Source organism: Halorhodospira sp. 9621 (assembly GCF_022228055.1).
GTDB lineage: Bacteria > Pseudomonadota > Gammaproteobacteria > Nitrococcales > Halorhodospiraceae > Halorhodospira > Halorhodospira halophila_A.
The window spans coordinates 1-19,408 of record NZ_JAJNRD010000031.1 but is presented as its reverse complement, the minus strand read 5'-3'; the positions used below and the strand labels follow the sequence as shown (position 1 = coordinate 19,408).

Annotated in this window: 21 protein-coding genes and 1 tRNA gene; 10 read left to right on the top strand and 12 right to left on the bottom strand. The window is 67.3% G+C overall.

Features of this window, described 5'->3' with window-relative positions; all coding sequences use genetic code 11:
* From ihfA to LRF89_RS11505, 3 genes are all read left to right on the top strand, one after another.
* Complete coding sequence (ihfA, locus tag LRF89_RS11515; protein ID WP_011813244.1) at positions 1-306, top strand: integration host factor subunit alpha; 306 nt, start codon at positions 1-3, stop codon at positions 304-306.
* Entirely contained in the window at positions 281-643 is a 363-nt protein-coding gene (locus LRF89_RS11510; RefSeq protein ID WP_201168250.1) for a MerR family transcriptional regulator, read from the top strand. Before ihfA ends, LRF89_RS11510 begins: the two co-directional genes overlap by 26 nt.
* Positions 644-689: 46 nt before the next feature.
* Positions 690-766: transfer RNA gene (locus tag LRF89_RS11505), tRNA-Pro, on the top strand.
* A 96-nt stretch (positions 767-862) separates the two neighbouring features.
* Here LRF89_RS11505 and LRF89_RS11500 read toward each other — a convergent pair.
* The 3 genes from LRF89_RS11500 to LRF89_RS11490 are packed head-to-tail and all read right to left on the bottom strand — an operon-like array spanning position 863 to position 2,499.
* Entirely contained in the window at positions 863-1,429 is a 567-nt protein-coding gene (locus LRF89_RS11500; protein ID WP_201168378.1) for a hypothetical protein, read from the bottom strand.
* Positions 1,430-1,477: 48 nt separating this feature from the next.
* Positions 1,478-2,140, bottom strand: a complete 663-nt coding sequence (locus LRF89_RS11495) for a hypothetical protein (RefSeq protein WP_238637156.1) — start codon at positions 2,138-2,140, stop codon at positions 1,478-1,480.
* Positions 2,137-2,499, bottom strand: coding sequence for a sigma-70 family RNA polymerase sigma factor (locus LRF89_RS11490; RefSeq protein WP_201243026.1), 363 nt, complete (start codon positions 2,497-2,499; stop codon positions 2,137-2,139). The genes LRF89_RS11495 and LRF89_RS11490 overlap by 4 nt, the downstream gene beginning before the upstream one ends.
* A 1,057-nt stretch (positions 2,500-3,556) precedes the next feature.
* On the opposite strand from LRF89_RS11490, the gene LRF89_RS11485 reads away from it, so the two are divergent.
* The 4 genes from LRF89_RS11485 to LRF89_RS11470 all read left to right on the top strand — a co-directional run bounded on the left by LRF89_RS11485 (position 3,557) and on the right by LRF89_RS11470 (position 7,386).
* Positions 3,557-3,829, top strand: coding sequence for a hypothetical protein (locus LRF89_RS11485; RefSeq protein WP_201168385.1), 273 nt, complete (start codon positions 3,557-3,559; stop codon positions 3,827-3,829).
* 143 nt (positions 3,830-3,972) lie between these two features.
* Positions 3,973-4,452 (top strand): DUF3015 family protein, encoded by a 480-nt coding sequence (locus LRF89_RS11480; RefSeq protein ID WP_201243005.1) that lies wholly within the window; start codon positions 3,973-3,975, stop codon positions 4,450-4,452.
* A 90-nt stretch (positions 4,453-4,542) separates the two neighbouring features.
* Positions 4,543-6,468: an Lnb N-terminal periplasmic domain-containing protein gene (locus LRF89_RS11475; protein ID WP_238637155.1), complete on the top strand. Its 1,926-nt coding sequence runs from the start codon at positions 4,543-4,545 to the stop codon at positions 6,466-6,468.
* A gap of 12 nt (positions 6,469-6,480) precedes the next feature.
* Positions 6,481-7,386: an alpha/beta hydrolase gene (locus LRF89_RS11470; protein WP_201168388.1), complete on the top strand. Its 906-nt coding sequence runs from the start codon at positions 6,481-6,483 to the stop codon at positions 7,384-7,386.
* A 34-nt stretch (positions 7,387-7,420) separates the two neighbouring features.
* On the opposite strand, the gene LRF89_RS11465 is transcribed toward LRF89_RS11470, so the two are convergent.
* From LRF89_RS11465 to ffh, 5 genes are all read right to left on the bottom strand, one after another.
* Positions 7,421-8,146, bottom strand: a complete 726-nt coding sequence (locus LRF89_RS11465; protein ID WP_201168389.1) for a TSUP family transporter — start codon at positions 8,144-8,146, stop codon at positions 7,421-7,423.
* Positions 8,147-8,212: 66 nt separating this feature from the next.
* The gene (locus tag LRF89_RS11460; protein ID WP_201168392.1) at positions 8,213-8,590 is read right to left on the bottom strand and encodes an H-NS histone family protein; all 378 of its coding nucleotides are present in this window, start codon (positions 8,588-8,590) and stop codon (positions 8,213-8,215) included.
* A gap of 152 nt (positions 8,591-8,742) precedes the next feature.
* Positions 8,743-10,203: an SLC13 family permease gene (locus tag LRF89_RS11455; protein WP_201168394.1), complete on the bottom strand. Its 1,461-nt coding sequence runs from the start codon at positions 10,201-10,203 to the stop codon at positions 8,743-8,745.
* A complete protein-coding gene (locus LRF89_RS11450; protein WP_238637154.1) occupies positions 10,200-11,825 on the bottom strand; it encodes a methyl-accepting chemotaxis protein in 1,626 nt (541 codons plus the stop codon). The genes LRF89_RS11455 and LRF89_RS11450 overlap by 4 nt, the downstream gene beginning before the upstream one ends.
* 98 nt (positions 11,826-11,923) lie before the next feature.
* The gene (ffh, locus tag LRF89_RS11445; protein ID WP_201168399.1) at positions 11,924-13,327 is read right to left on the bottom strand and encodes a signal recognition particle protein; all 1,404 of its coding nucleotides are present in this window, start codon (positions 13,325-13,327) and stop codon (positions 11,924-11,926) included.
* 142 nt (positions 13,328-13,469) lie between these two features.
* Between ffh and LRF89_RS11440 the strand changes: the two genes are divergently transcribed.
* Positions 13,470-14,273, top strand: a complete 804-nt coding sequence (locus LRF89_RS11440; protein WP_238637153.1) for a cytochrome C assembly family protein — start codon at positions 13,470-13,472, stop codon at positions 14,271-14,273.
* On the opposite strand, the gene LRF89_RS11435 is transcribed toward LRF89_RS11440, so the two are convergent.
* The 3 genes from LRF89_RS11435 to LRF89_RS11425 all read right to left on the bottom strand — a co-directional run bounded on the left by LRF89_RS11435 (position 14,257) and on the right by LRF89_RS11425 (position 16,977).
* Positions 14,257-14,847, bottom strand: a complete 591-nt coding sequence (locus LRF89_RS11435; protein ID WP_201168411.1) for a thioredoxin family protein — start codon at positions 14,845-14,847, stop codon at positions 14,257-14,259. The genes LRF89_RS11440 and LRF89_RS11435 overlap by 17 nt on opposite strands.
* Before the next feature lie 62 nt (positions 14,848-14,909).
* Positions 14,910-15,935, bottom strand: coding sequence for a TRAP transporter substrate-binding protein DctP (gene dctP / locus LRF89_RS11430; protein WP_201168413.1), 1,026 nt, complete (start codon positions 15,933-15,935; stop codon positions 14,910-14,912).
* A 19-nt stretch (positions 15,936-15,954) separates the two neighbouring features.
* Positions 15,955-16,977 (bottom strand): TRAP transporter substrate-binding protein, encoded by a 1,023-nt coding sequence (locus LRF89_RS11425; protein WP_238634940.1) that lies wholly within the window; start codon positions 16,975-16,977, stop codon positions 15,955-15,957.
* Between the two features lie 117 nt (positions 16,978-17,094).
* On the opposite strand from LRF89_RS11425, the gene LRF89_RS11420 reads away from it, so the two are divergent.
* Together LRF89_RS11420 and LRF89_RS11415 are read left to right on the top strand one after the other, a co-directional pair.
* Positions 17,095-17,661: a TRAP transporter small permease gene (locus LRF89_RS11420; protein ID WP_201168417.1), complete on the top strand. Its 567-nt coding sequence runs from the start codon at positions 17,095-17,097 to the stop codon at positions 17,659-17,661.
* Complete coding sequence (locus tag LRF89_RS11415; RefSeq protein WP_201243014.1) at positions 17,658-18,941, top strand: TRAP transporter large permease; 1,284 nt, start codon at positions 17,658-17,660, stop codon at positions 18,939-18,941. Before LRF89_RS11420 ends, LRF89_RS11415 begins: the two co-directional genes overlap by 4 nt.
* Before the next feature lie 15 nt (positions 18,942-18,956).
* Here the strand turns inward: LRF89_RS11415 and LRF89_RS11410 are convergent.
* The coding region (locus LRF89_RS11410) for an energy transducer TonB (RefSeq protein WP_238637152.1) at positions 18,957-19,408 on the bottom strand (452 nt) is incomplete at its 5' end.

Sequence of the window (19,408 nt, the reverse complement as noted above, 5' to 3'; positions counted from 1 at the left end):
ATGTCGCTGACCAAGGCGGATATGGCCGAGCGGCTCTTCGAAGAGGTCGGCCTGAACAAGCGGGAGGCCAAGGAGCTGGTCGAACTCTTCTTCGAGGAGATCCGCACCGCCCTCGAAAACGGCGAGCCGGTCAAGCTCTCGAGCTTCGGCAACTTCGAGCTGCGCGACAAGAACGAGCGGCCTGGCCGCAACCCCAAGACCGGGGAAGAGATCCCCATTTCCGCCCGGCGCGTGGTGACCTTCCGCCCCGGCCAGAAGCTCAAGAGCCGCGTCGAGAGCTATGCCGGAACCCGAGAAGAGCAGTGATGGCGAACTGCCGCCGATCCCGTCGAAGCGGTACTTCACCATCGGCGAGGTTAGCCAGCTGTGTGCGGTCAAGCCCCACGTCCTGCGCTACTGGGAGCAGGAGTTTCCCCAGCTGAGACCGGTCAAGCGCCGCGGTAACCGGCGCTACTACCAGCGTCACGATGTCATACTGATCCGCCGCATCCGCGCCCTGCTCTACGAGGAGGGTTTCACCATCGGCGGTGCCCGCCAAAAGCTCGAGAGCGGCGAAGAGCGCGAGGACGTGGCCCAGAGCCAACAGATCATCCGGCAGATGCGCATCGAGCTCGAGGGCGTGCTCAACATCCTCAAGCGCTGATCCCTTGTGCGCCGCGGTCTCGATCCGTATACTTTGCGGCCTGAGTCGGGGCGTGGCGCAGTCTGGTAGCGCACCTGCATGGGGTGCAGGGGGTCGCAGGTTCAAATCCTGCCGCCCCGACCAAACACCGAAAGGGCCGCGGAACGGGGACGTTCCGCGGCCCTTTTTTGTGGGGAGGCCCCGATTGTTCCAGCACCCCCTCACCGGGCTCCGGCCTGCCTAGTTCGCCGGTGTACCCTCCGGCCGATTGCCTTCCCGGGCTTCTTCGGCCCGCTCCCGGCCCTCACGGGCGTCGTCTTGGACCGAACGGCCCTGCTCCCGGGCCTCTTCAGCCTGCTGGCGTGCCTGCTCAGCCTGTTCCCTAGCGGCTTCACGGGCCTCCTCGCCTCGCTCCTGGCCGGCTGCACGGGCTTGCTCCCCGCGCTCCTGTCCCTGACTGCGGGCCTCCTCGGCGCGTTCCTGGCCGAACTCCCGGCCGCCTTCGCGCGCCTCATTGGCCGTCTCCAGGCCTTCGGCCGCACGCTCCCGGGCCCGGTCGGCCGCCTGCTCCGGCAACTCGATCTCCTGCGCCACCTCCTCCTCGGTCGCGTCGTCGTCGAGCCGGCGCATGGTGGCATCCCGTAGCGTCTCACCCTCGGACACGGTCTCCCCGGCGTCAGCGGCGACCTCATCCTGGGCCTCGACCTCCTCGGCGGCCACCGGCACGCTCAGCGAGGCGATCAACAGCCCCACCGGCACAAGCAAGTAGCCTAACCGGCGACTCGCGTTTCTGGGCTTGGTCCTCATCGTTGCCTCCTCCTTCAGCTCAACTCGTCCAGTCTTGGGTGACGCATTTCAGGACTCGCGCTCATGTGGTTGGACGAGGGTGACCGGCAGGCGCAGCTCCTGGGACCGACCCTCGTGCTCGATGCGGGTCACCAACTCTCCCTGCTCGACCTCGGCCCCCGGTATACCGCGCACCGGCAGCGTCAGGCGGTTGGCGCCCGGTTCCAGATCACCTTCCCAGCTGACCCGTCGCTGCGACGGATGGCCTTCCAGCTCGAATCCCTCAGGAACCTCGACCTGGAACCGTACCCCCTCCAGTCTTCGTTCGGCGTCGATCGCCAGCCGGAACTCCTGAACCTCGCCGTTTTCCGGGCCGGTCACCGGCGGATCCGTTTGTGCGGGCCGCCAGTCGTAGAGCGCCAGCCCGCCGCCGACGAGGATCCCCACCGCCGAGACACCGGCGACTAGGCGCTGACCCACGGTGGGCACCACAGAATCGCTCCGCGCCCGCCGCAGTTGCGTCGCCACCCAGCCGGGCGAGACCGCCTCCTGGCCACCGATTTCGGCCAGTTGCCGACGCAGCCGTAGACCGTCCTGGTACCAGGCCCGACAGGCCGGACAGACGGCCAGGTGCGCATAGCACGCCTCGGCCTGTGCACTATCCAGCTCGTCCGCCTCCAGTTCCAGGAGCGCTTCGCGGCAGCCCAGGCAGTCCATCGTTCGCTCCGTCATCGATCGGTCCCCTTGTCCGCCTCACACGCACCGGCCCCGACATCGGTTCCATCCATCAGGACCTGGCGAAGCCGGTCACGGGCCCGCGCCAACCGCGACTTCAGGGTTCCCTTGCTCACCCCGGTGAGCTCGGCCACCTCGTCCAGCGACAACCCCTCGATGTAATGCAGAAGCACGACCTGGCGCTGCGCCTCGGGCAAGGCGCCCAGGGCACGCTGCAACCGCTCGCGCGTCAGCGCCTGCTCGACCAGCTCGGCGGGGCCGTCGCCCGGCTCGGCAAGGGTGTACGGGACGTCCGGATCGTCCTGAGACTGGTCGTCCCAGGGTGGGCGGGCCTGAGTGCGGCGATGGCGATCGATCCACAGGTTGTAAAGCGAACGCGCCAGCCAGGGATAGGGCCGATCGAGGGCGGCAATCTCGTCACCACGGGGATGATAAAGGCGTTCTCGTCCGACCAGTCGTCGCGGTCGTGATGCTCGATCTGGTAATACGCCATCCAGCGCAGTGCACCGGCCCGATCCTGGAAGCCCAGCCTCAACCGATGCTCCACCCCATCGAGATAGTCCCGGCCATTACCACCTCGGTGGGCGCGCAGGCGGTAGCGCGCCAGGAGCCAGCCCCGACCCGGGCTGTGCCAGCGCCCCTGGAGCTGCCCCTCCGCGCGTCCATCGACGCCGCCGATGCCCCGGCTCAGAGCTCCGACACCGAGACCGTAGCCGAGCTGGGAGCGCCGGACGGTCCGTTCCGCCAGCACGTCCAGGGCAACGTCGGTGAAGTCGAAATCCCCCTCGCTGGCGTAGCCACGGTGATAGAGACTGCCCTGGGCCGACACCCCGTCGCCCCGGCTCCCGCGGGCCTGCCACGCGGCGTGACCAAACAGATCGAGGAACGAATCACCGTCGCCGCTGAAGGCCCTGGCGTTATCCAGTGTCAGGTTGGAGTCGTACCCGATCCCGGCCTGCAGATAGCCGGTCAGGGCCGGCCGGCCCTGCTGGAGTTCGTCCAGACGCGTGGCGACCAGCCGCTGGAGGCGCTCCGCGCGAGCCTGCCGCTCTGCCAAGCGCCACCAGTGCTCCGCCGCGGCCCAATCCCCGCGCTGACCTGCGGCGCGTCCGAGATTAAACGCGGCCAGCGCGCCGAGCTCCGGGTCTCCGACGACCGTCGCGAACGCGCGCTCGGCAGCGCGGTAATCACCGGCCTCGTACAGGGCCACCCCCTGATTGAAGGCCTCGGTCGGGCGCTCCTCCGCCCCAGCCGGCACGCCGACCGCTGCCGCCACGACCACCAACAGGGTCGCGAACACTCGATCGAAGAACACGCCGCGCCGACGGCTCAAGTTCTCCGCCGCGAAGCCGATAACTCGGTTAGGCCGCAGTGAATCGCGTTTCACGTCCGCTCTCCAGTCAGGACCGATCGATGAGCATTGTCAGTGGTGTCGGCACGGTAGCCGGTCTGTTCGGTGCCTACCAGGGGTACCAGGCACAGCAGCGTGCTCAGGAGACGCGTGAGGATCAGACCAACCTCCTGCGCGAGCAGCTGGAGGTTGCCCACGAGAAAAAGCATGAATATGCCGATGCCCTGCGCGCCGTCGAGAAGGCGCTCGAGCAGGTCAGCGACAACGGCGTCATCGAGCCGGAGCAGCTCGATGCCCTCGAGCGCAAGGGCATCAACATCGACGAGCAGGCCTGAGCGTGATTACCCGCCACAGCTCCCGCCCTGGCACCCCGGTTTTCCGATCGTTTACAGTCGGGTTGCAGTCTTTACTGCACCGTTCTCCGGTGACCCGCCCGGTCGCCGGGTGAGAGTTGGATCGACAGAGGAAGCGATCAACCATGATGAAAAAGTACGTCGCAACTGCCATGTTCGCTGGTGCGCTCGGCATGGCGGGCACTGCTCAGGCTGACAACACCGGCTGCGGGCTCGGTACCGTCCTGTTCGACGGCCAGTCCGGCATGGGACAGGACATCCTGGCGGTGACCACCAACGGCATCTCCTGGAACCAGCACTTCGGCATCACCTCCGGCACCCTGGGCTGCGAGGAAGGCGCCGTCATCACCGCCGAGGCCTCCCAGTTCATGTCCGAGAACATGGACCAAGTGGCCCAGGACGCCTCCAATGGCGGTGGCGAGGCGCTCTCCACGCTCGCCTCCCTGCTGGAGATCGACGAGGCAGATCACGATGCCTTCTTCTCCCACACCCAGAAGAACTTCGGGGAGATCTTCCCGTCCGCCGACGTTACCGCCGGCGAGGCCCTGGAAAACCTCGAAGCCACCATGGCCGGACACGACACCCTGAGCCGTTACACGGCGTAAGGACGTCCGTCCGCTAACCGGCCCCCGGCCCCGGCCGGGGACCGGTAAGCCGGCGCGCCTTCCCGACCCCTGCCCATGACTGAACGCCCGATGCGTCTAGCTCTGGCGCTGTGCTGCGCCGTACTGCTCAGCGGTGTGCTCTGCCTGCCCCGAGCCGTCGCCGCCCCGATCCACGCCGGCGCGCTGGCTGAGATCCTGGAGCTGGCCGACGATCCCCGCTGGTTGCGACTGCTCGGCTATGAGCATCGAGCCTTTCGGACCGGACGCGAGGGGATGGTGCGCACGCCCGGGTTCTATTTCCACGAGCACGGTCACGAAGATCCGCGCGCCGAGCTGCGCGCCACACTGAAGGCGCTGTACGCCCCGGTGGTACCCGGCGCCGAGGACAGCCACGCCGCCTGCCGCTTTCCGGCGCGCCGCCAGCTGCTGGTCGAAGCCCTCGGGCTGGAAGCCCGCGGTTACCCACTGCCCGATCCGGATTGCGCGGCTTACGAGGCCTGGCGCGAACGGATCGCCACTGAGCGCGTCATGCTCATCTTTGCCGACGCTTACATGGGCAATCCCGCCTCCATGTTCGGACATACTCTGCTCCGCCTCGACGGCGAAGAGGACCTGCAGCGGCCGTTGACCGCCTTCGCCGTCAACCACGCAGCACAGACCGGTGAGGATCAGGGCGTCGTCTTTGCCATGCGCGGGGTGCTGGGGAGCTATCCCGGCAGCTACACGGTCATGCCCTATTACTACAAGGTCAACGAGTACACCCAGCTCGAGCAGCGGGACCTCTGGGAGTACGAACTAGACCTGGACGAGGACGCCATAGACCGGCTCCTGAGCCATCTCTGGGAGCTGGATGGGGTGGGTATGCCGTATTATTTCTTCCTGCAGAACTGCTCCTACCGCCTGCTGTCACTGCTCGAGATCGCCGACCCCACCCTGAGCCTGCGCGATGACTTTCGCTTCTGGGCCATCCCCAGCGATACCATCCGCGCCGTGACCGAAGAACCGGGGCTGTTACGCGATGTTCACTACCGGCCATCCCGGCGACGTACCCTCGATCATATGCTCGCCGGACTGGAGGACGAGCACACCGATTGGGTCCGCGAGCTTGCCCACGGTGACCGTGAGACCAGCGATGAGGCCATCCAGGCCCTCCCGGAAGCGGACCGAGCACGGGTCCTGGAAGCCGCATCGGCCTATCTCGACCAGCTCGCTCACGTTGAGCCCATCGGTGACGAGGGACGCGAACGACGCCACCGGTTGCTCAGCGAACGAGCGCGCACCGACGGCCCCCGTGCCGAACCACCCCCCCGACCCGACCAGCGACCCGACGAGGGCCACCGCACCGGACGGCTCGGTGTGGGAATCGGTTCCCATTCCCGGGTCGGCTACGGTGAGCTGCAGTGGCGCGCCGCTTACCACGATTTACTCGACCCGGCGGCCGGCTACCTCCGCGGCGCCCAGGTCACCTTCCTGGAGGTGATTGCGCGCATGTACGAGAATCGCTCGCCACGCCAGGGACGCAAACCGGACGGTGGGCTTGAGGTTGAACGCCTGACACTGATGGAGCTGCGCTCCATGGAGCCACGCAACCGCACCTTCCCCGGCTGGGCGTGGGGCGGCAAACTCGGCATCGAGCGAATCCGCGCCGATGACGGCCGCCGACCACTGGCCGCCGTGATCGACGCCGATTTCGGTCCGGCGTGGGCCTGGCTGGACGACCGGTTACGCCTCTACGGCGGCGGAGCCGTTACCCTGCGCGCCTCCCGCGGGCTCGGTGATTCGGCAAGACTGGGCGGCGGTCTGCGCGGCGACGCCGTCTACCAGGGAGGTGACTGGCGCGCCCACCTGACCGGCTCCGGCCTCCGCTTCACCGACAACGAGAACGCCTGGACCCTCTCTGCGGAGATCGGCCGCGACCTGGGCGAGCAAACCGCGCTGCGGCTCGGACTGCATCGCGAGGAGGACTTTGGCATACGCAGCGATCGGGTCCAGCTGACCCTTCACCACTACCTGTAGACCGGAGCCACCATGCTGTCGCGAAGCCTGGCCCCGTGTGTCCTGCTGCTGGTAACCCTGGGCCTGGTCGCTGGCTGCCAGCGGGCATTCTTCTTCCCGAGCGAGACCCACTACTGGGACCCCGCTGAAGCCGGTCTGCAGTACGAAGACGTGACCTTCACAGCCGCTGACGGCACCGAGCTGCACGGCTGGTTTCTGCCTGCCCGGACCGACGAGGTCGAGGGCACGGTCATCCACTTCCACGGGAACGCACAGAATGTCAGCACCCACGTGGCCGCGGTCTGGTGGCTGCCCCGCCACGGCTTTCAGGTCTTCACCTTCGACTACCGCGGTTACGGTCACTCGGAGGGATCGCCCAGCTTCTCGGGCGTTCACCAGGACGCCGAGGCCGCGCTGAGCACGCTCATCCAACGCGACGATGTCGACCCCGAGCGTGTGTTGGTGCTCGGCCAAAGCCTTGGGGCGAGCATCGCGATCACCGCCGTGGCGCGGTGGGACGGCGAACCGCCGGCCGGCGTGGTCGCCGAGAGCCCATTCGACAGCTACCGCGGCATCACCCGCGAGAAACTGGGCAACTTCTGGCTGACCTGGCCCCTCCAGCACCCCCTATCCTGGCTGGTCAGTGATGCCTACGCGCCGGTCGATCACATCGCCGAACTGTCTCCCACACCGCTGCTGCTCGTCGTCGCCGGGGACGACCGGACCATCCCGCCGATCCACGGCGAAAGGCTCTACCAGGCGGCCGGATCCCCGCGCCACCTTTGGACCATTGAAGGAGCCACCCACAACGCCCCTCTGGCCGACGACAGGGTCCGCCACCGCCTGCTACAGACCTTCCGGGGCTGGCTGCAGGGGAAGGCAGAGGCTGCCTCCGAAGAACCACAGGGCCCCTGGCGCCGCGATCCGCCACGCCCTTAAAAGCGCGCGCAGGCCGTCGCGAATCCGCCCTGCGCTAACCGGTCGCCAGCGCCTGCACCACCGCCGCCAGGCCGGCCACGGCCGACACGCCGAGCACGGCGCCACGCAGCCAGCGCCGGTCCAGGGCACGAGCCGTGTACCCGGACAGCCAGAAACCAATGGCGATACCGGGTAACAAGCTCAGGCCGAGGAGCAACTCCGTGGCCCCGAAGCGACCGATCCACGCCAGCGCCCCCAGCGAGCCGAACGCTCCGACTACGAACACCGCCGAGAGCGAAGCGCGCAACCGCGCTCCGCTCACCCCCTGATAGGCCAGGGCCAGCGGCGGCCCGCCGATCGAGGTGGCGGTAGCCATAAAACCGGAGAGGGTGCCGCCGGCGAGCAGGCGTCTCCCGGTGGGCCGGGGCGCCCCCGCCACCAGACTCAGCCCTACGGCGAGCAGAACCAGGGTGCCGAAGATTAAAGAAAGGTGGGATTCGTCGACCCGCGCGAGCACCACGCCGGCAAGCCCGGCACCGGAAAGCTGCCCGGGAATGGCCCAGCGGATGCCGGCGACGTCCAGATCGCGACGTTCCCGAATCAAGATCATCAGCGGTGTCACCATGCCGACGACCAGCATCGGCCCGGGCACCAGAACAGGGTCAATCCAGTAGAGAACGGGCGCGCCCAAAAGGGCCACGCCGAAACCGATGGAACCCTGAACGACCGTGCCCACGATCAGCACAAGGGTTGCGAGAACCCACTCACCGAGCTCGATCACGGGCAGCCCTGTCGTCCAGGGTATTCATCCGTGTAATGGTTCTGAAAACCCGCGAAACCGGAGCCTTCAGGCGTCTGGAATACGCAGCTCTTCGATATCCCGGCCCAGCTCTTCTTCCCAGTGGACGACCCACTTCGGCTTGCGGCCGCGGCCGGTCCAGGTGCGATCCGGATCCTCGGGGTGACGGAACTTCGGCGGGACCTTGCCGCCCTTGGAGGCCTTGCTGCCGCCGGTGCCCTTGCTGACGCCCGAGACAATCTCGTCGAGATCCAGCCCGTATTTCTGGGCGACCTGTTTCATTTCCTGCTGGGCCTGCTTGCGGGCCTCTTTCTCGCGGCGCTTCTGCTCTTTCTCGATCATCCGCGAGGCTTTCTCCAGATCCACGAGATCGAGCTCTTCCGCTGCCTGGCGGATCGTTTCGAGGGCTTCATCGCTCGTCGTCATTTTCCGCTTCCTCCACTTGGAATACCGCTGTACAGCGAGAAATTATCGAAAAAGAGAGGAATTGTAAACGGAGAAGGTTCCGCCGGAGGGACAAAAGGATTCCCCCACCGGGTTTTGCCCTGGGAATCCCCCCCTCAAGAATACCCGGCCTGCTAGAAACCGAGGACGCGCGGGGCGAGTAGGAAGGCGGCGAGCGTGGCGACCCCGGCACCGGCGAAGGTCAGCAGTACACCGGCGCGAACCATGTCGGGCACGGTAATGCGGTCGCTGCCGAAGACAATGGCGTTGGGCGGCGTCGCCACCGGCAGCATAAAGGCCGCCGAGGCGGCCAGTGCGACCGGTACGCCGAGCAGCAGCGGATGGATCCCGATGGTCAGCGCCAGCGAGGTCACCAGCGGCAGCAGGGTCGCTGCCGTGGCCGTGTTGCTGGTCACGTGGCTCATCAGCGCCGCCAGCACGGCCACCGAGAGCACAAGCAGCGGCGCCGGCCAGTCGCCCATGCCGCTGAGCAGGGTGGCAATCGCCCCGGCCAGGCCGCTCTCATCGATGGCCACGCCCAGCGCCAGGCCGCCGCCAACCAGCACCAGAACCCCCCACGGCAGCCCCCGGGTGTCCTCCCAGTCGAGCAGGAACTTCAGGCGGCGAACATCGGCGGGGACCAGGAACAGGGCCAGGGCGCCGACGAGGGCGATGCCGGCGTCGCTGATCGCCACTGCCCCGGGCAGAATGCTCTCCAGCCACGGACGCATCACCCAGGCCAGGGCGGTGAGCACGAAGACCACGGCCACCCGTCGCTCGGTCCGCTGCATGGGGCCGATCTGCCGACGCTCCTGCTCGATCAGTTCGCCGACGCCGGCGATCGCCTGCCCCGGCAGCGGGAAGGCCCAGCGGGTCAGGACCCACCACGCCAGGACCAGCATGGTGGCGGAGACCGGCACCCCGACCGCCATCCACTGCGCGAAGCCGATCTGCATCTCGAAACGGTCGCCGATGTAGCCGGCCAGAAAGGCATTCGGCGGGGTGCCGATCAGGGTGCCGAGGCCGCCAATATTCGCCCCGAAGGCGATCCCCAGCAGCAGCGCCAGGGTGAAGTGGCGGTCCGTCTTGCCGCTGCTGCTCTCCACTAGGCCGATGACCGACAGGCCGATGGGCAGCATCATCGCGGCGGTGGCGGTGTTGCTAACCCACATGGAGAGCAGCGCCGTGGCCCCCATGAACCCGGCCACCAGGAGGTCGTCCCGCCCCCCTGTGGCCGACAGGATGAGCAGCGCGATGCGTCGGTGCAGCCCCCAACGCTGGATCGCCATGGCGATCAGAAAGCCGCCGAGGAAGAGGAAGATCATCGGGTTGGCGTAGGCGGCCATGGTCTGCTCGGGGCTGGACACCCCGAGCAGCGGCAGCGCCGCGGCCGGCAGCAGGGCGGTCGCGGCAATGGGCAGGGCCTCGCTCACCCACCAGGTGGCCATGAGCACGGTGAGCGCCGCCACGAACCAAGCGTCCTGCCCCAGGCCGGCAGGCGGCCCGGCCAGCAGCATGCCACCGGCGGCCAGCGGGCCGCCGATCAGACCGATCCAGCGTCTGCGCGTTGCGCCCGGGTTCGTGCTCTTGCTCAAACCTTGAATTGCTCGACGAGTTTGCGCAGGTCGCGGGCGAGCACCTCGAGCTCGTCACCGGCCTGCTTGGTCTCCTGGCTCTCCTGGGCGGTGGTCTCCGCCGCGTCGTTGATGGAGGTGACGTTGCGGTTGATCTCCTCGACCACCTGGCTCTGCTCCTCGGCGGCGCTGGCGATCTGGGTATTCACCTCGCTGATGGTGGAGACCGACTCCTGGATGTCGCCAAGCACGGTATCCGCCTCGGAGGCCTGACTGACCGTCTCCTGGGTCTGGGAGTGGCCCTGCTCCATCGCCGCCTGGGCGCTCTTGGTCTCCTCCTGCAGGGCGCTGATCATGTCCTGGATCTGCTGCGTGGACTCGTGGGTGCGCGTGGCCAGCTTGCGCACCTCATCAGCGACCACGGCGAAGCCCCGGCCCTGCTCGCCGGCGCGCGCCGCCTCGATGGCGGCGTTGAGGGCGAGCAGGTTGGTCTGCTCGGCGATCTCGCGGATCAGATCGATCACCGTGCCGATCTGCTCGCTGTCGTCGGCCAGCTTCTGGATCGCCCCGGCGGCGCGGGAGACGTCATCGGCGAGCTGGTTGATACCGCTGACCGTCTGCTGGACCACCTGCTTGCCCCGCTGGGCGGCCTCCTCGCCGCTCTGCGTGGCCTCGGCAGCGTGCTGGGCGTTGCGGGCGACCTCCTGGGCGGTGGAGGTCATCTCGTTCATCGCCGTGGCCACCTGCTCGATCTCCGAGCGCTGACGATCGATCCGATCGTTGCTCCGGTCCGTGACCTCGGAGACCTGCTGCGCCGAGCGATCGAGCCGCTCGGCCATGTCCACCACCCGGGCGATCAGGTCGTGGAAGACGGCCATGGAACGGTTGAAGGCGTTGGCCGCCTGCCCGATCTCGTCGCCGCTGTGGACATCGAGCCGGCGGGTCAGGTCGCCGCCGCCGCTGGCGATGGCGTTCAGATTTTGGGTCATGTCGTTGATCGGCCGCGTGACCGAGCGCTGGATGAATAGGTAGACCACCAGCAGGAACGGCAGGCTGAGCAGCACGGCGATCCCGAAGATGGTCGTGCCGAAACCGATCACCGCCCGATTCACCTCCTCGAGCGAGATCTCCATATTGACCGCGCCGAGGACCTCGCCCTCGTTGCCCGGGCCGTGGCACTCGACGCACGACTTGCCGAGGAAGTCGGTCTCGTTAAAGTTGGGGATGACCGCACGTAGGGCCTGGCCGCCATCAATCTGGGCGATGTAGGGCTCGCCGGTCTCCAGCACCCGCTCCTCAACCTCGTCCTGAGGCTGTTGATCCGGCTCACCGGGGCCGTACCACTCCTCGGTGAGTTCTGCGCGCAGCACCCGCAGCCCCGAAACATTGGGCAGCTCCTGGATTTGTTCCAGGAACTCGTGGCGCTGATCCATGGTGTTGGTCCACATCATGGCGGTGAGACCGGCCATGGTCATCTGGTTCATCGTGTCGGTGAACTCGACGGCCTGGTCCACCGCCACGTTGCGCTGTTCCCACGCCGCGTACACGATCATGCTCGTCCAGGCCAGGACCAGCATCAGCCAGATACCGACGAGCAGGCGAATCCAGATCCGGACGTCGTGGATGCGGCGCAGCAGCTTCATGGTGATCTCCTGTTGCAACCGGCCGGATGGCGCGGCCCTGCCCGGGTTATCGGCGCGAATCTAACAGACCTTATAGGGGTTCACGCCGCGCGTGCGCCCTAGCGCCCCATCCCCGGCGGCAGTCCACCGGGACCGGCCGGGCCGCCCGGCCCGCCGGAGCCACCACCCATGAGCTGCTGGAACATCCGCTGCGCACCACCCTTTTTCTTCACCTGCTTCATCATCTTTTGCATCTGCTTGAACTGCTTGAGCAGGCGATTGAGGTCCTGGACCTGGACTCCAGAGCCGGTGGCGATCCGCTTCTTGCGCGAGCCGTTGATGATATCCGGCTTGGCGCGCTCGGCCGGGGTCATGGAGTTGATCATGGCCAGCTGACGGCGGACGATGCGGTCATCGAGCTGGTCCTTGACCTTGTCGAACTGCTTGCCCATGCCCGGCATCTTGTCCATCACCCCGCCGAGGCCGCCGAGCTTATCGATCTGCTGCATCTGCTCCTTGAAGTCGTTGAGATCGAACCCCTTGCCGCCCTTCTTGAGCTTCTTCTCAAGCTTCTTGGCCTTCTCCTGGTCAACGCTGCGCTCGACCTCCTCGACCAGGCTGACCACGTCGCCCTTGCCGAGGATCCGCGAGGCGACCCGCTCGGGATGGAAAGGCTCAAGGGCGTCGGTCTTCTCGCCGATGCCGAGGAACTTGATCGGCGCGCCCGTGACGTGGCGGACCGACAGCGCGGCACCACCGCGGGCGTCACCGTCGGTCTTGGTCAGCACCACGCCGGTCAGGGGCAGGGCCTCGCCGAAGGCCTGGGCCGTCTTGGCCGCATCCTGACCGGTCATGGCGTCGACCACGAAGAGGGTCTCGGCCGGGGTCACCGCCTTATGCAGGCGCTTGACCTCGTCCATCATCGCCTCGTCGACGGTCAGCCGGCCGGCGGTATCGACGAGGAGCACGTCGTAGTAGTGGCGCTTGGCGTGGTCGATCGCGTCCCTGGCGATCCGCTCGGGCTTGTCGCCAGAGCTTGACGGGAAGAAGTCCACTTCGACCTGGCCGGCGAGGGTCTCGAGCTGGTCGATGGCCGCCGGCCGGTAGACGTCGCAGCTGACCACCAGGACCTTCTTCTTCTCGCGCTCGCGCAGGTAACGGGCCAGCTTGCCGATGGAGGTGGTCTTGCCCGAACCCTGCAGGCCGGCGACCAGTACCACCGCCGGCGGCTGAACATTGAGGTTGAGCGGCACCGCCTCCTCGCCCATGACGCGGACCAGCTCGTCCTGGACGATCTTGATGAAGGCCTGCCCCGGGGTCAGGCTCTTGGCCACCTCGGCACCCTCGGCGCGCTTCTTGACCTCTTCGGTAAAGCTGCGCACCACTGGCAGGGCCACGTCGGCCTCGAGCAGCGCCTTGCGCACCTCGCGGACGGTCTCCTGGATGTTTTCATCGGTGATCCGGCCCCGCCCGCTCATGCGCTGCGTGACGGAGTCGAAGCGTCCGGTGAGATTCTCAAACATGGTCCGGCCTATTCGTTCGGCAACCTGAAAACGGGCCGTATTATACGGGTCCGCCGCGCCCGCGTGCGAATCCAATGTACCGTCGCGGCTTGTCGCAGGGTGGTTCCCGGGTGGCACGGTTTATGCCATCATCCCGTCCATTATGGTTATCACTGCCCTGACCCTCGTTACCGTCCTGCTCTATCTGGCCGCCACGGTCGCCCTCGGCGCACGGCTGCTGCTGCACGAGGAACGCAGCCCGGCGCGCTCGACCGCGCTGGCGTTGGCCGCCGCGGCGGTCGGCACGCACGTGGTCGTGGTCGGTGACACCACCTGGGTGGACGACGGGCTGAACCTGAGCATCTTCAGCGCCCTGTCGCTGGTCTCCTGGATCACCAGCACCGGGCTGGTCATCGTCAGCCTGCGCCAGCGGGTCGAGCATCTGGGCATCCTGCTCTGGCCGCTTTCGGCCATGGCGGTCATGCTGACCCTGTTCGCGGCCCCGGAGGCCACCCTGGATCGCGAGCTGGCGGTACAGATCCACATCGTCATCTCCATGACCGCTTACGCCACCCTACTGGCGGCGGTGCTGCAGGCGCTGATCCTCGGCGCCCTCGACTATCGGCTACGCCACCGGCAGGCCACCGGATTCGTGCGGCAGCTGCCGGCGCTACGCACCATGGAGAAGCAGCTGTTCTGGCTGATCACCGTGGGCTTTGTCGCGCTGACCGTGGCCCTCGGTTCCGGTTTCCTGTTCTTCCTGGATCGCCTCCTTGAGGGGATGATGATCCACAAGACCTCGCTGTCCATGGCCTCGTGGTTGGCCTTCGCCACACTGCTGATCGGCCATGCCGTGTGGGGGTGGCGAGGACAGACGGCGATCCGCTGGACCCTCGTCGGTTTCCTCGCCCTGATGTTCGGCTACTTCGGCAGCAAGTTCGTACTGGAGCTCATCCTCCAGCAGTGAAGTAGTCGGGCTCATTGCCCTCGCGCCACTTGATGTTGCAGCCGATGCTCGGGTACTGCGGGTCGGGCGGCGCCTCGCCCTGCAACAGCGCATCCACCGCCCCGCGCAGGTCGGCCCCGGTGATCGGACGGTCGTTGCGCGGCGTGCTGTCGTCAAACCGCCCCCGGTAGAAGAGCTTCAGTTCAGCATCGAAGAGGTAGAAATCCGGCGTGCAGGCAGCCCGGTAGGCCTTGGCCACGGACTGATCCGGATCGAACAGATAAGGGAACGTGTACCCGGCAGCCGCCTTCTCCTCGGCCATGCGCTCAGGGCCGTCGTCGGGATGGGTCTCGGGGCTGTTGGCGCTGATCGCCGCCACCGCGATCCCGCGCTCCTGGCACTCCCGGCCGAAATGGGCCAGGTGGTCGCGCAGGTGCTTGACGAACGGGCAGTGGTTGCAGATGAAGGCGATCAGCACCCCTTCGCCGCCGGCCAGATCCCCGTGCAGGGAGACGCTGCGGCCGTCGGTATCGGCAAGGGTGAAGTCCGGAGCCGGGGTGCCGATGGGCAGCATGGTGGATTCGGTGCGTACCATCCTGGTTCTCCTCCTGGCGTACTGCTTGAGGGGGTGGGTCTTCGGTGCGCCGCGACGGGGGCTCAGTCTCCGCCGTGCTCCGCCTCGGCGCGCTCGAGGGCATCGAGCAACCGGGCGAGGATCCGCTCGGCGTCCGGCCCGCCTCGCGCCGTGTAGAGCGCCCGCAAGGGGCGGGCCGGATCGGCGAGGGCCTCGCGCTCGGCTGCGTCGAGTTCCTCCACGGCAATATCCTCCGCCTGCCGGATCTGTGCAAGCCGTTGTTCGTTGAGCGCCTGCTGCATCTCATGGGCCCAGTCCACCAGCTCCTCGCCGATCTCGCGCAGCATTCGGCGCTGGCCGCGCGACAGGCGCTGGTAGAAGATATCGCTGGCGACGAAGGCGGATACGTGGGGCGCAGCCCGGGGCGCCGTCCAGTGACGGGTGTGCTCGTAGAGCCCGAGGGCGTCGAGGATATAGATCGGCTGCGCGGTGGCGTCTACCCGGCCATCGGCCAGGGCCGCATGGAGTTCGCCGTATTCGACGTGCTCGGCCTGCGCCCCGTAGGCACGGTAGCTCTCGCGCAGCAGCGGGCTGTCGGCCACCCCCAGGCGCACGTCGCGGAAATCAGCCGGGGCACGCAGCGGCCGGTCCGCGGCCCACACCCGCCAGCCGGTGGGCACCAGCGCCAGCGGGCGCAGCCGCGCGTCTCGGTAAGCGCCCTGCAGCGCGTCGCTATGCAGCAGTTCAGGATCGTTGAGCGCCCGGGCGTTGACGTAGGCGTCGTCGCTGTAAATGAAGTGCAGACCGAAGACCTGACTCTCGGGGACCGCCCCGGCCAGATCGCCGGAACCGAAGGCGAAGTGCACCGCGTTGCGGCGCACCTGCTGATGGACCGTTTCGGTATCGCCGATGGCGCCGTACGGGTAGATCCGCACCTCCACGGCGCCGTCGGTGCGCTCCTCAACCTCCTCGGCGAAGCGGGCGGCGTACTCGTACTGCACGCCGCCCGCCTTCTCCTCCAGGGCGATTCGCCACTGCTCCGGGGGCTCGTCGCCACAGCCCGCCGCCAGGGCGGCGGCGACAACGATGGCGCTCAGGCGGTGGCGCATGCCCCGGCTCCTGCCGCCGTCAGGAGTCGCCGTAGGCGTCCTCGGCCTGCTCGACCGCCTCGAGCAGCCGCTCCAGTGCCTGCTCGCCGCGGGCGCCGACCTCGTCGATATACGTCTCTCGGGTGGGTAGGGCGCGCTCGCGGAAGGCGGCACGCTCATCCTCGTCCAGGGCAATGACCTGGATGTCCGAGCCGGCCTTCATGTCGGCCAGGCGCTCGTCATTGACCGCCTGCTGCATGTCGTGGGCCCAGTCCACCATGTCGGCGGTGATCTCGCGGATCATCTCCTGTCGCTCGGCCGGTAACCCGTCAAAGAACCGGGAACTGGCCATGAAGCCGGCGATAAACTGCGCCTGACGCGCCTCGATGAAGTAGTCCTGGACCTCGTAGAAGCCCATCTCCTGGTGTGCGAAGTACGGCTGGATGTTGCCGTCGATCACGCCCTGCTCCAGCCCGCCGTAAACCTCGCCGTAGGCCATGGGCGTTGGGTCGGCGCCGTACTGGCGGTAGGTCTCGCGCAGCAGGCGATTGTCCATGGTGCGGATCTGCACCCCGTCGAAATCCTCGGGGGTGCGGATCGGCTCATTGGCGCTCCACACCTGCCAGCCCTCGGGCAGGACCGAGACCAACTCCATGCCCCGCTCGCCGAACGCCTGCTGGACCGGATCGCTGCGTAGGAAGTGGGGATCGTTCAGCGCGCGGGTATTCACGTACTCGTCATCGCTGAGGATGAAGTTGACGCTAAACAACTGACTCTCCGGTACGGTCCCGCCCAACGCCCCGGAGCCGAAAGCGAACTGCACAACGTTGGCCTGCAGCTGCTCGTAGATATCCTCCATCTCGCCGATGGTGCCGTAGGGGAACAGATCGACCTGTACCTCACCGTCAGTGCGCGCCTCCACCTCCTCGGCGAAGCGCTCGGCGTACTGGTACTGGATGCTGCCCTCCACCTCCTCTAGGGCGATCCGCCACTGATCGGCGTGGGCGGCTCCGGCGAAGGCGACGCTGCCAAGCAGCACGGTGGCGATGGCGTAACGGTGCATGGGGATGATCTCCCGTCAGCATGGTGATCGCCCCGAACCCTAGCACAAGCCGCTGCACTGTACGCATCCCCCCGAGGTTCGATATGTTCACCTCAACGATTCGGTTGGGATCCCCGCATGGGCACACGGAAGCGGACCTGGCTCGAGCGGCTCGACGGCGGTATCGCCCGTGTCGAGGCGTTCCTGCTTGCCGGCGGCGTCCTGCTGCTGGCGGGCCTCTCCATAGCCAATACCCTCTCGCGCAACCTCACCGGCAACACCGTGCCGGGCACCTTCGAACTCACCGAGATCCTCATGATCTGGATCACCTTCGGCGGGCTCGCCTACGGCGTGCGCCGAGCGCGGCACATCTGCATGAATGCCGTCTACGACCAGCTGCGCGGCCTGGCGCGCAAGGGGCTGCTGGTCTTCACCCATGTGGGCACCGCCGGGCTGCTGTTCTACATGGCGTGGCACGCCGGCCACTACGTCTGGGAGGTCCACCAGGGCGGGCGCACCAGCACGGCGCTGGGCATCCCCATGGGGCTGGCCTATTCGATCGTACCCGTGGGCCTGTTTGCCGGCGGCGTGCAGTACGCCCTCAGCGCCTGGAAAAACCTCACCCGCCGGGCGATCTACCGCTCCTACAGCGAGCGCGAGGCCTACGAGTCCGGCGAGGATCCGGCCGGGGATGCGCGACTATGACAGCGCTGGTGATCACGGCGATGCTGCTCCTGCTGCTGCTCGGCTTCCCGCTGATGGTGCCACTGCTCGCCGGCGCACTGCTGATCATCCTCATCGAGCTGCCGTTTATCGGCGCCGACGCCCTGATCCGGCAGATGATTACCGGGATCCAGCCCGTGGTGCTCTCGGCGGTGCCGCTGTTTATCCTCGCCGCCGACATCATGACCCGGGGGCGCACCGCCAACACCCTGCTCGACCTAGTGGCCACGACCATCGGCCACATCCGCGGCGGCCTGCCCATCACCACGGCAGTCAGCTGCGCGCTCTTTGGCGCCGTCTCGGGCTCGACCCAGGCCACCGTGGTGGCCATGGGCACGCCGCTGCGCCCGCGCCTGCAGCAGGCGGGGTACAAGGACAGCTTCAACCTGGCGCTGATCGTCAACGCCAGCGATGTGGCGCTACTCATCCCGCCGAGCATCGGCATGATCATCTACGGCGTGGTGGCCCAGACCTCGCCGGCGCAACTGTTCATCGCCGGTATCGGCCCCGGGCTGCTGATCCTGTTGCTGATCAGCCTGTGGTGCTACATCTACACTCGCTGGCAGGGGATCGAGGGCGCCGAACGGGCCGGCTGGGGAGCGCGCGGCCGCGCCCTGCTGCGCGCGCTGCCGGCGCTGGGCTTCCCGGTGATCATCGTCGGCGGCATCTACAGCGGCGTCTTTACGCCCACCGAGGCGGCGGCCATCTCGGTGCTCTACGCCGCCATCCTCGAGTTCGGGGTCTACCGCAGCCTGGGCGGGCGGGATCTACTGGAAGTGGCCCGCTCCACGGGGCTGATCACGGCAGTGGTCTTCATCCTAGTCGGCGCCGGGCAGGCCTTCGCCTACAGCATTTCGTTCGCGCAGATCCCCCAAGAACTCGTGGGACCGCTGATCGATGCCGTGGCCCACGACCCGACCCTTGCGCTGCTAGCCATTGCGCTGATCTATTTCATCGGCTGCATGTTCGTCGACCCGATCGTGGTGATCCTGGTCTTCACACCGATCCTGGCACCGCTGGTCGAAGCCGCTCAGCTCGACCCGGTCCTGGTGGGTACGCTGGTGGTCCTGCAGGCAGCCATCGGTTCGGCAACCCCGCCCTTCGGGGTCGACCTGTTCACCGCCATCGCCGTCTTCCGACGGCCGTACCTGGAGGTGATCCGCGGCACGCCGCCGTTCATCGCCATCATGATCCTGGCCACGCTGCTGGTGATCTTCTTCCCCGAGATCGCCCTGTTCCTGCGCGATCTCGCCTTCGATTAAGGCGTCGCAAGGGCTTCAGCGCAGCCGGAAGTCGATGGTCACATTCAGCTCCAGGCGCTCGAAGGACTCGTCTTCGGGGATCTCGGGCATCCGCACCGACTGGATCATGCGCTCGACCTCTTCATCGAAGAGTTCGTGCTCTGACGGCTCGGCGATCTCCCACTCGAGGACGTTGCCGTCGGCATCGAGAACGAAGGTCAACCCCACCGTGCCTTCCAGGCGCCGGCGCTCGGCCGAACGGGGATAGCGCTGCTCCGACTGCAGGGCGCGGTGGACATCGGCCAGGAAAGAGTCCGAAACGTCCGATTCGGTGCCGACCTCCGCCTCCTGCGGCGGCCCCTCGTCGGGGTCATCGTCCTCTTCCTCCACCTCGTCCTCTTCCGGCTTGGGCTCCGGTTCGGGGTCCGGTTCGGGTTCGGGTTCGGGTTCGGGTTCGGGTTCCGGCTCGGGTTCGGGCTCCGGCTCCG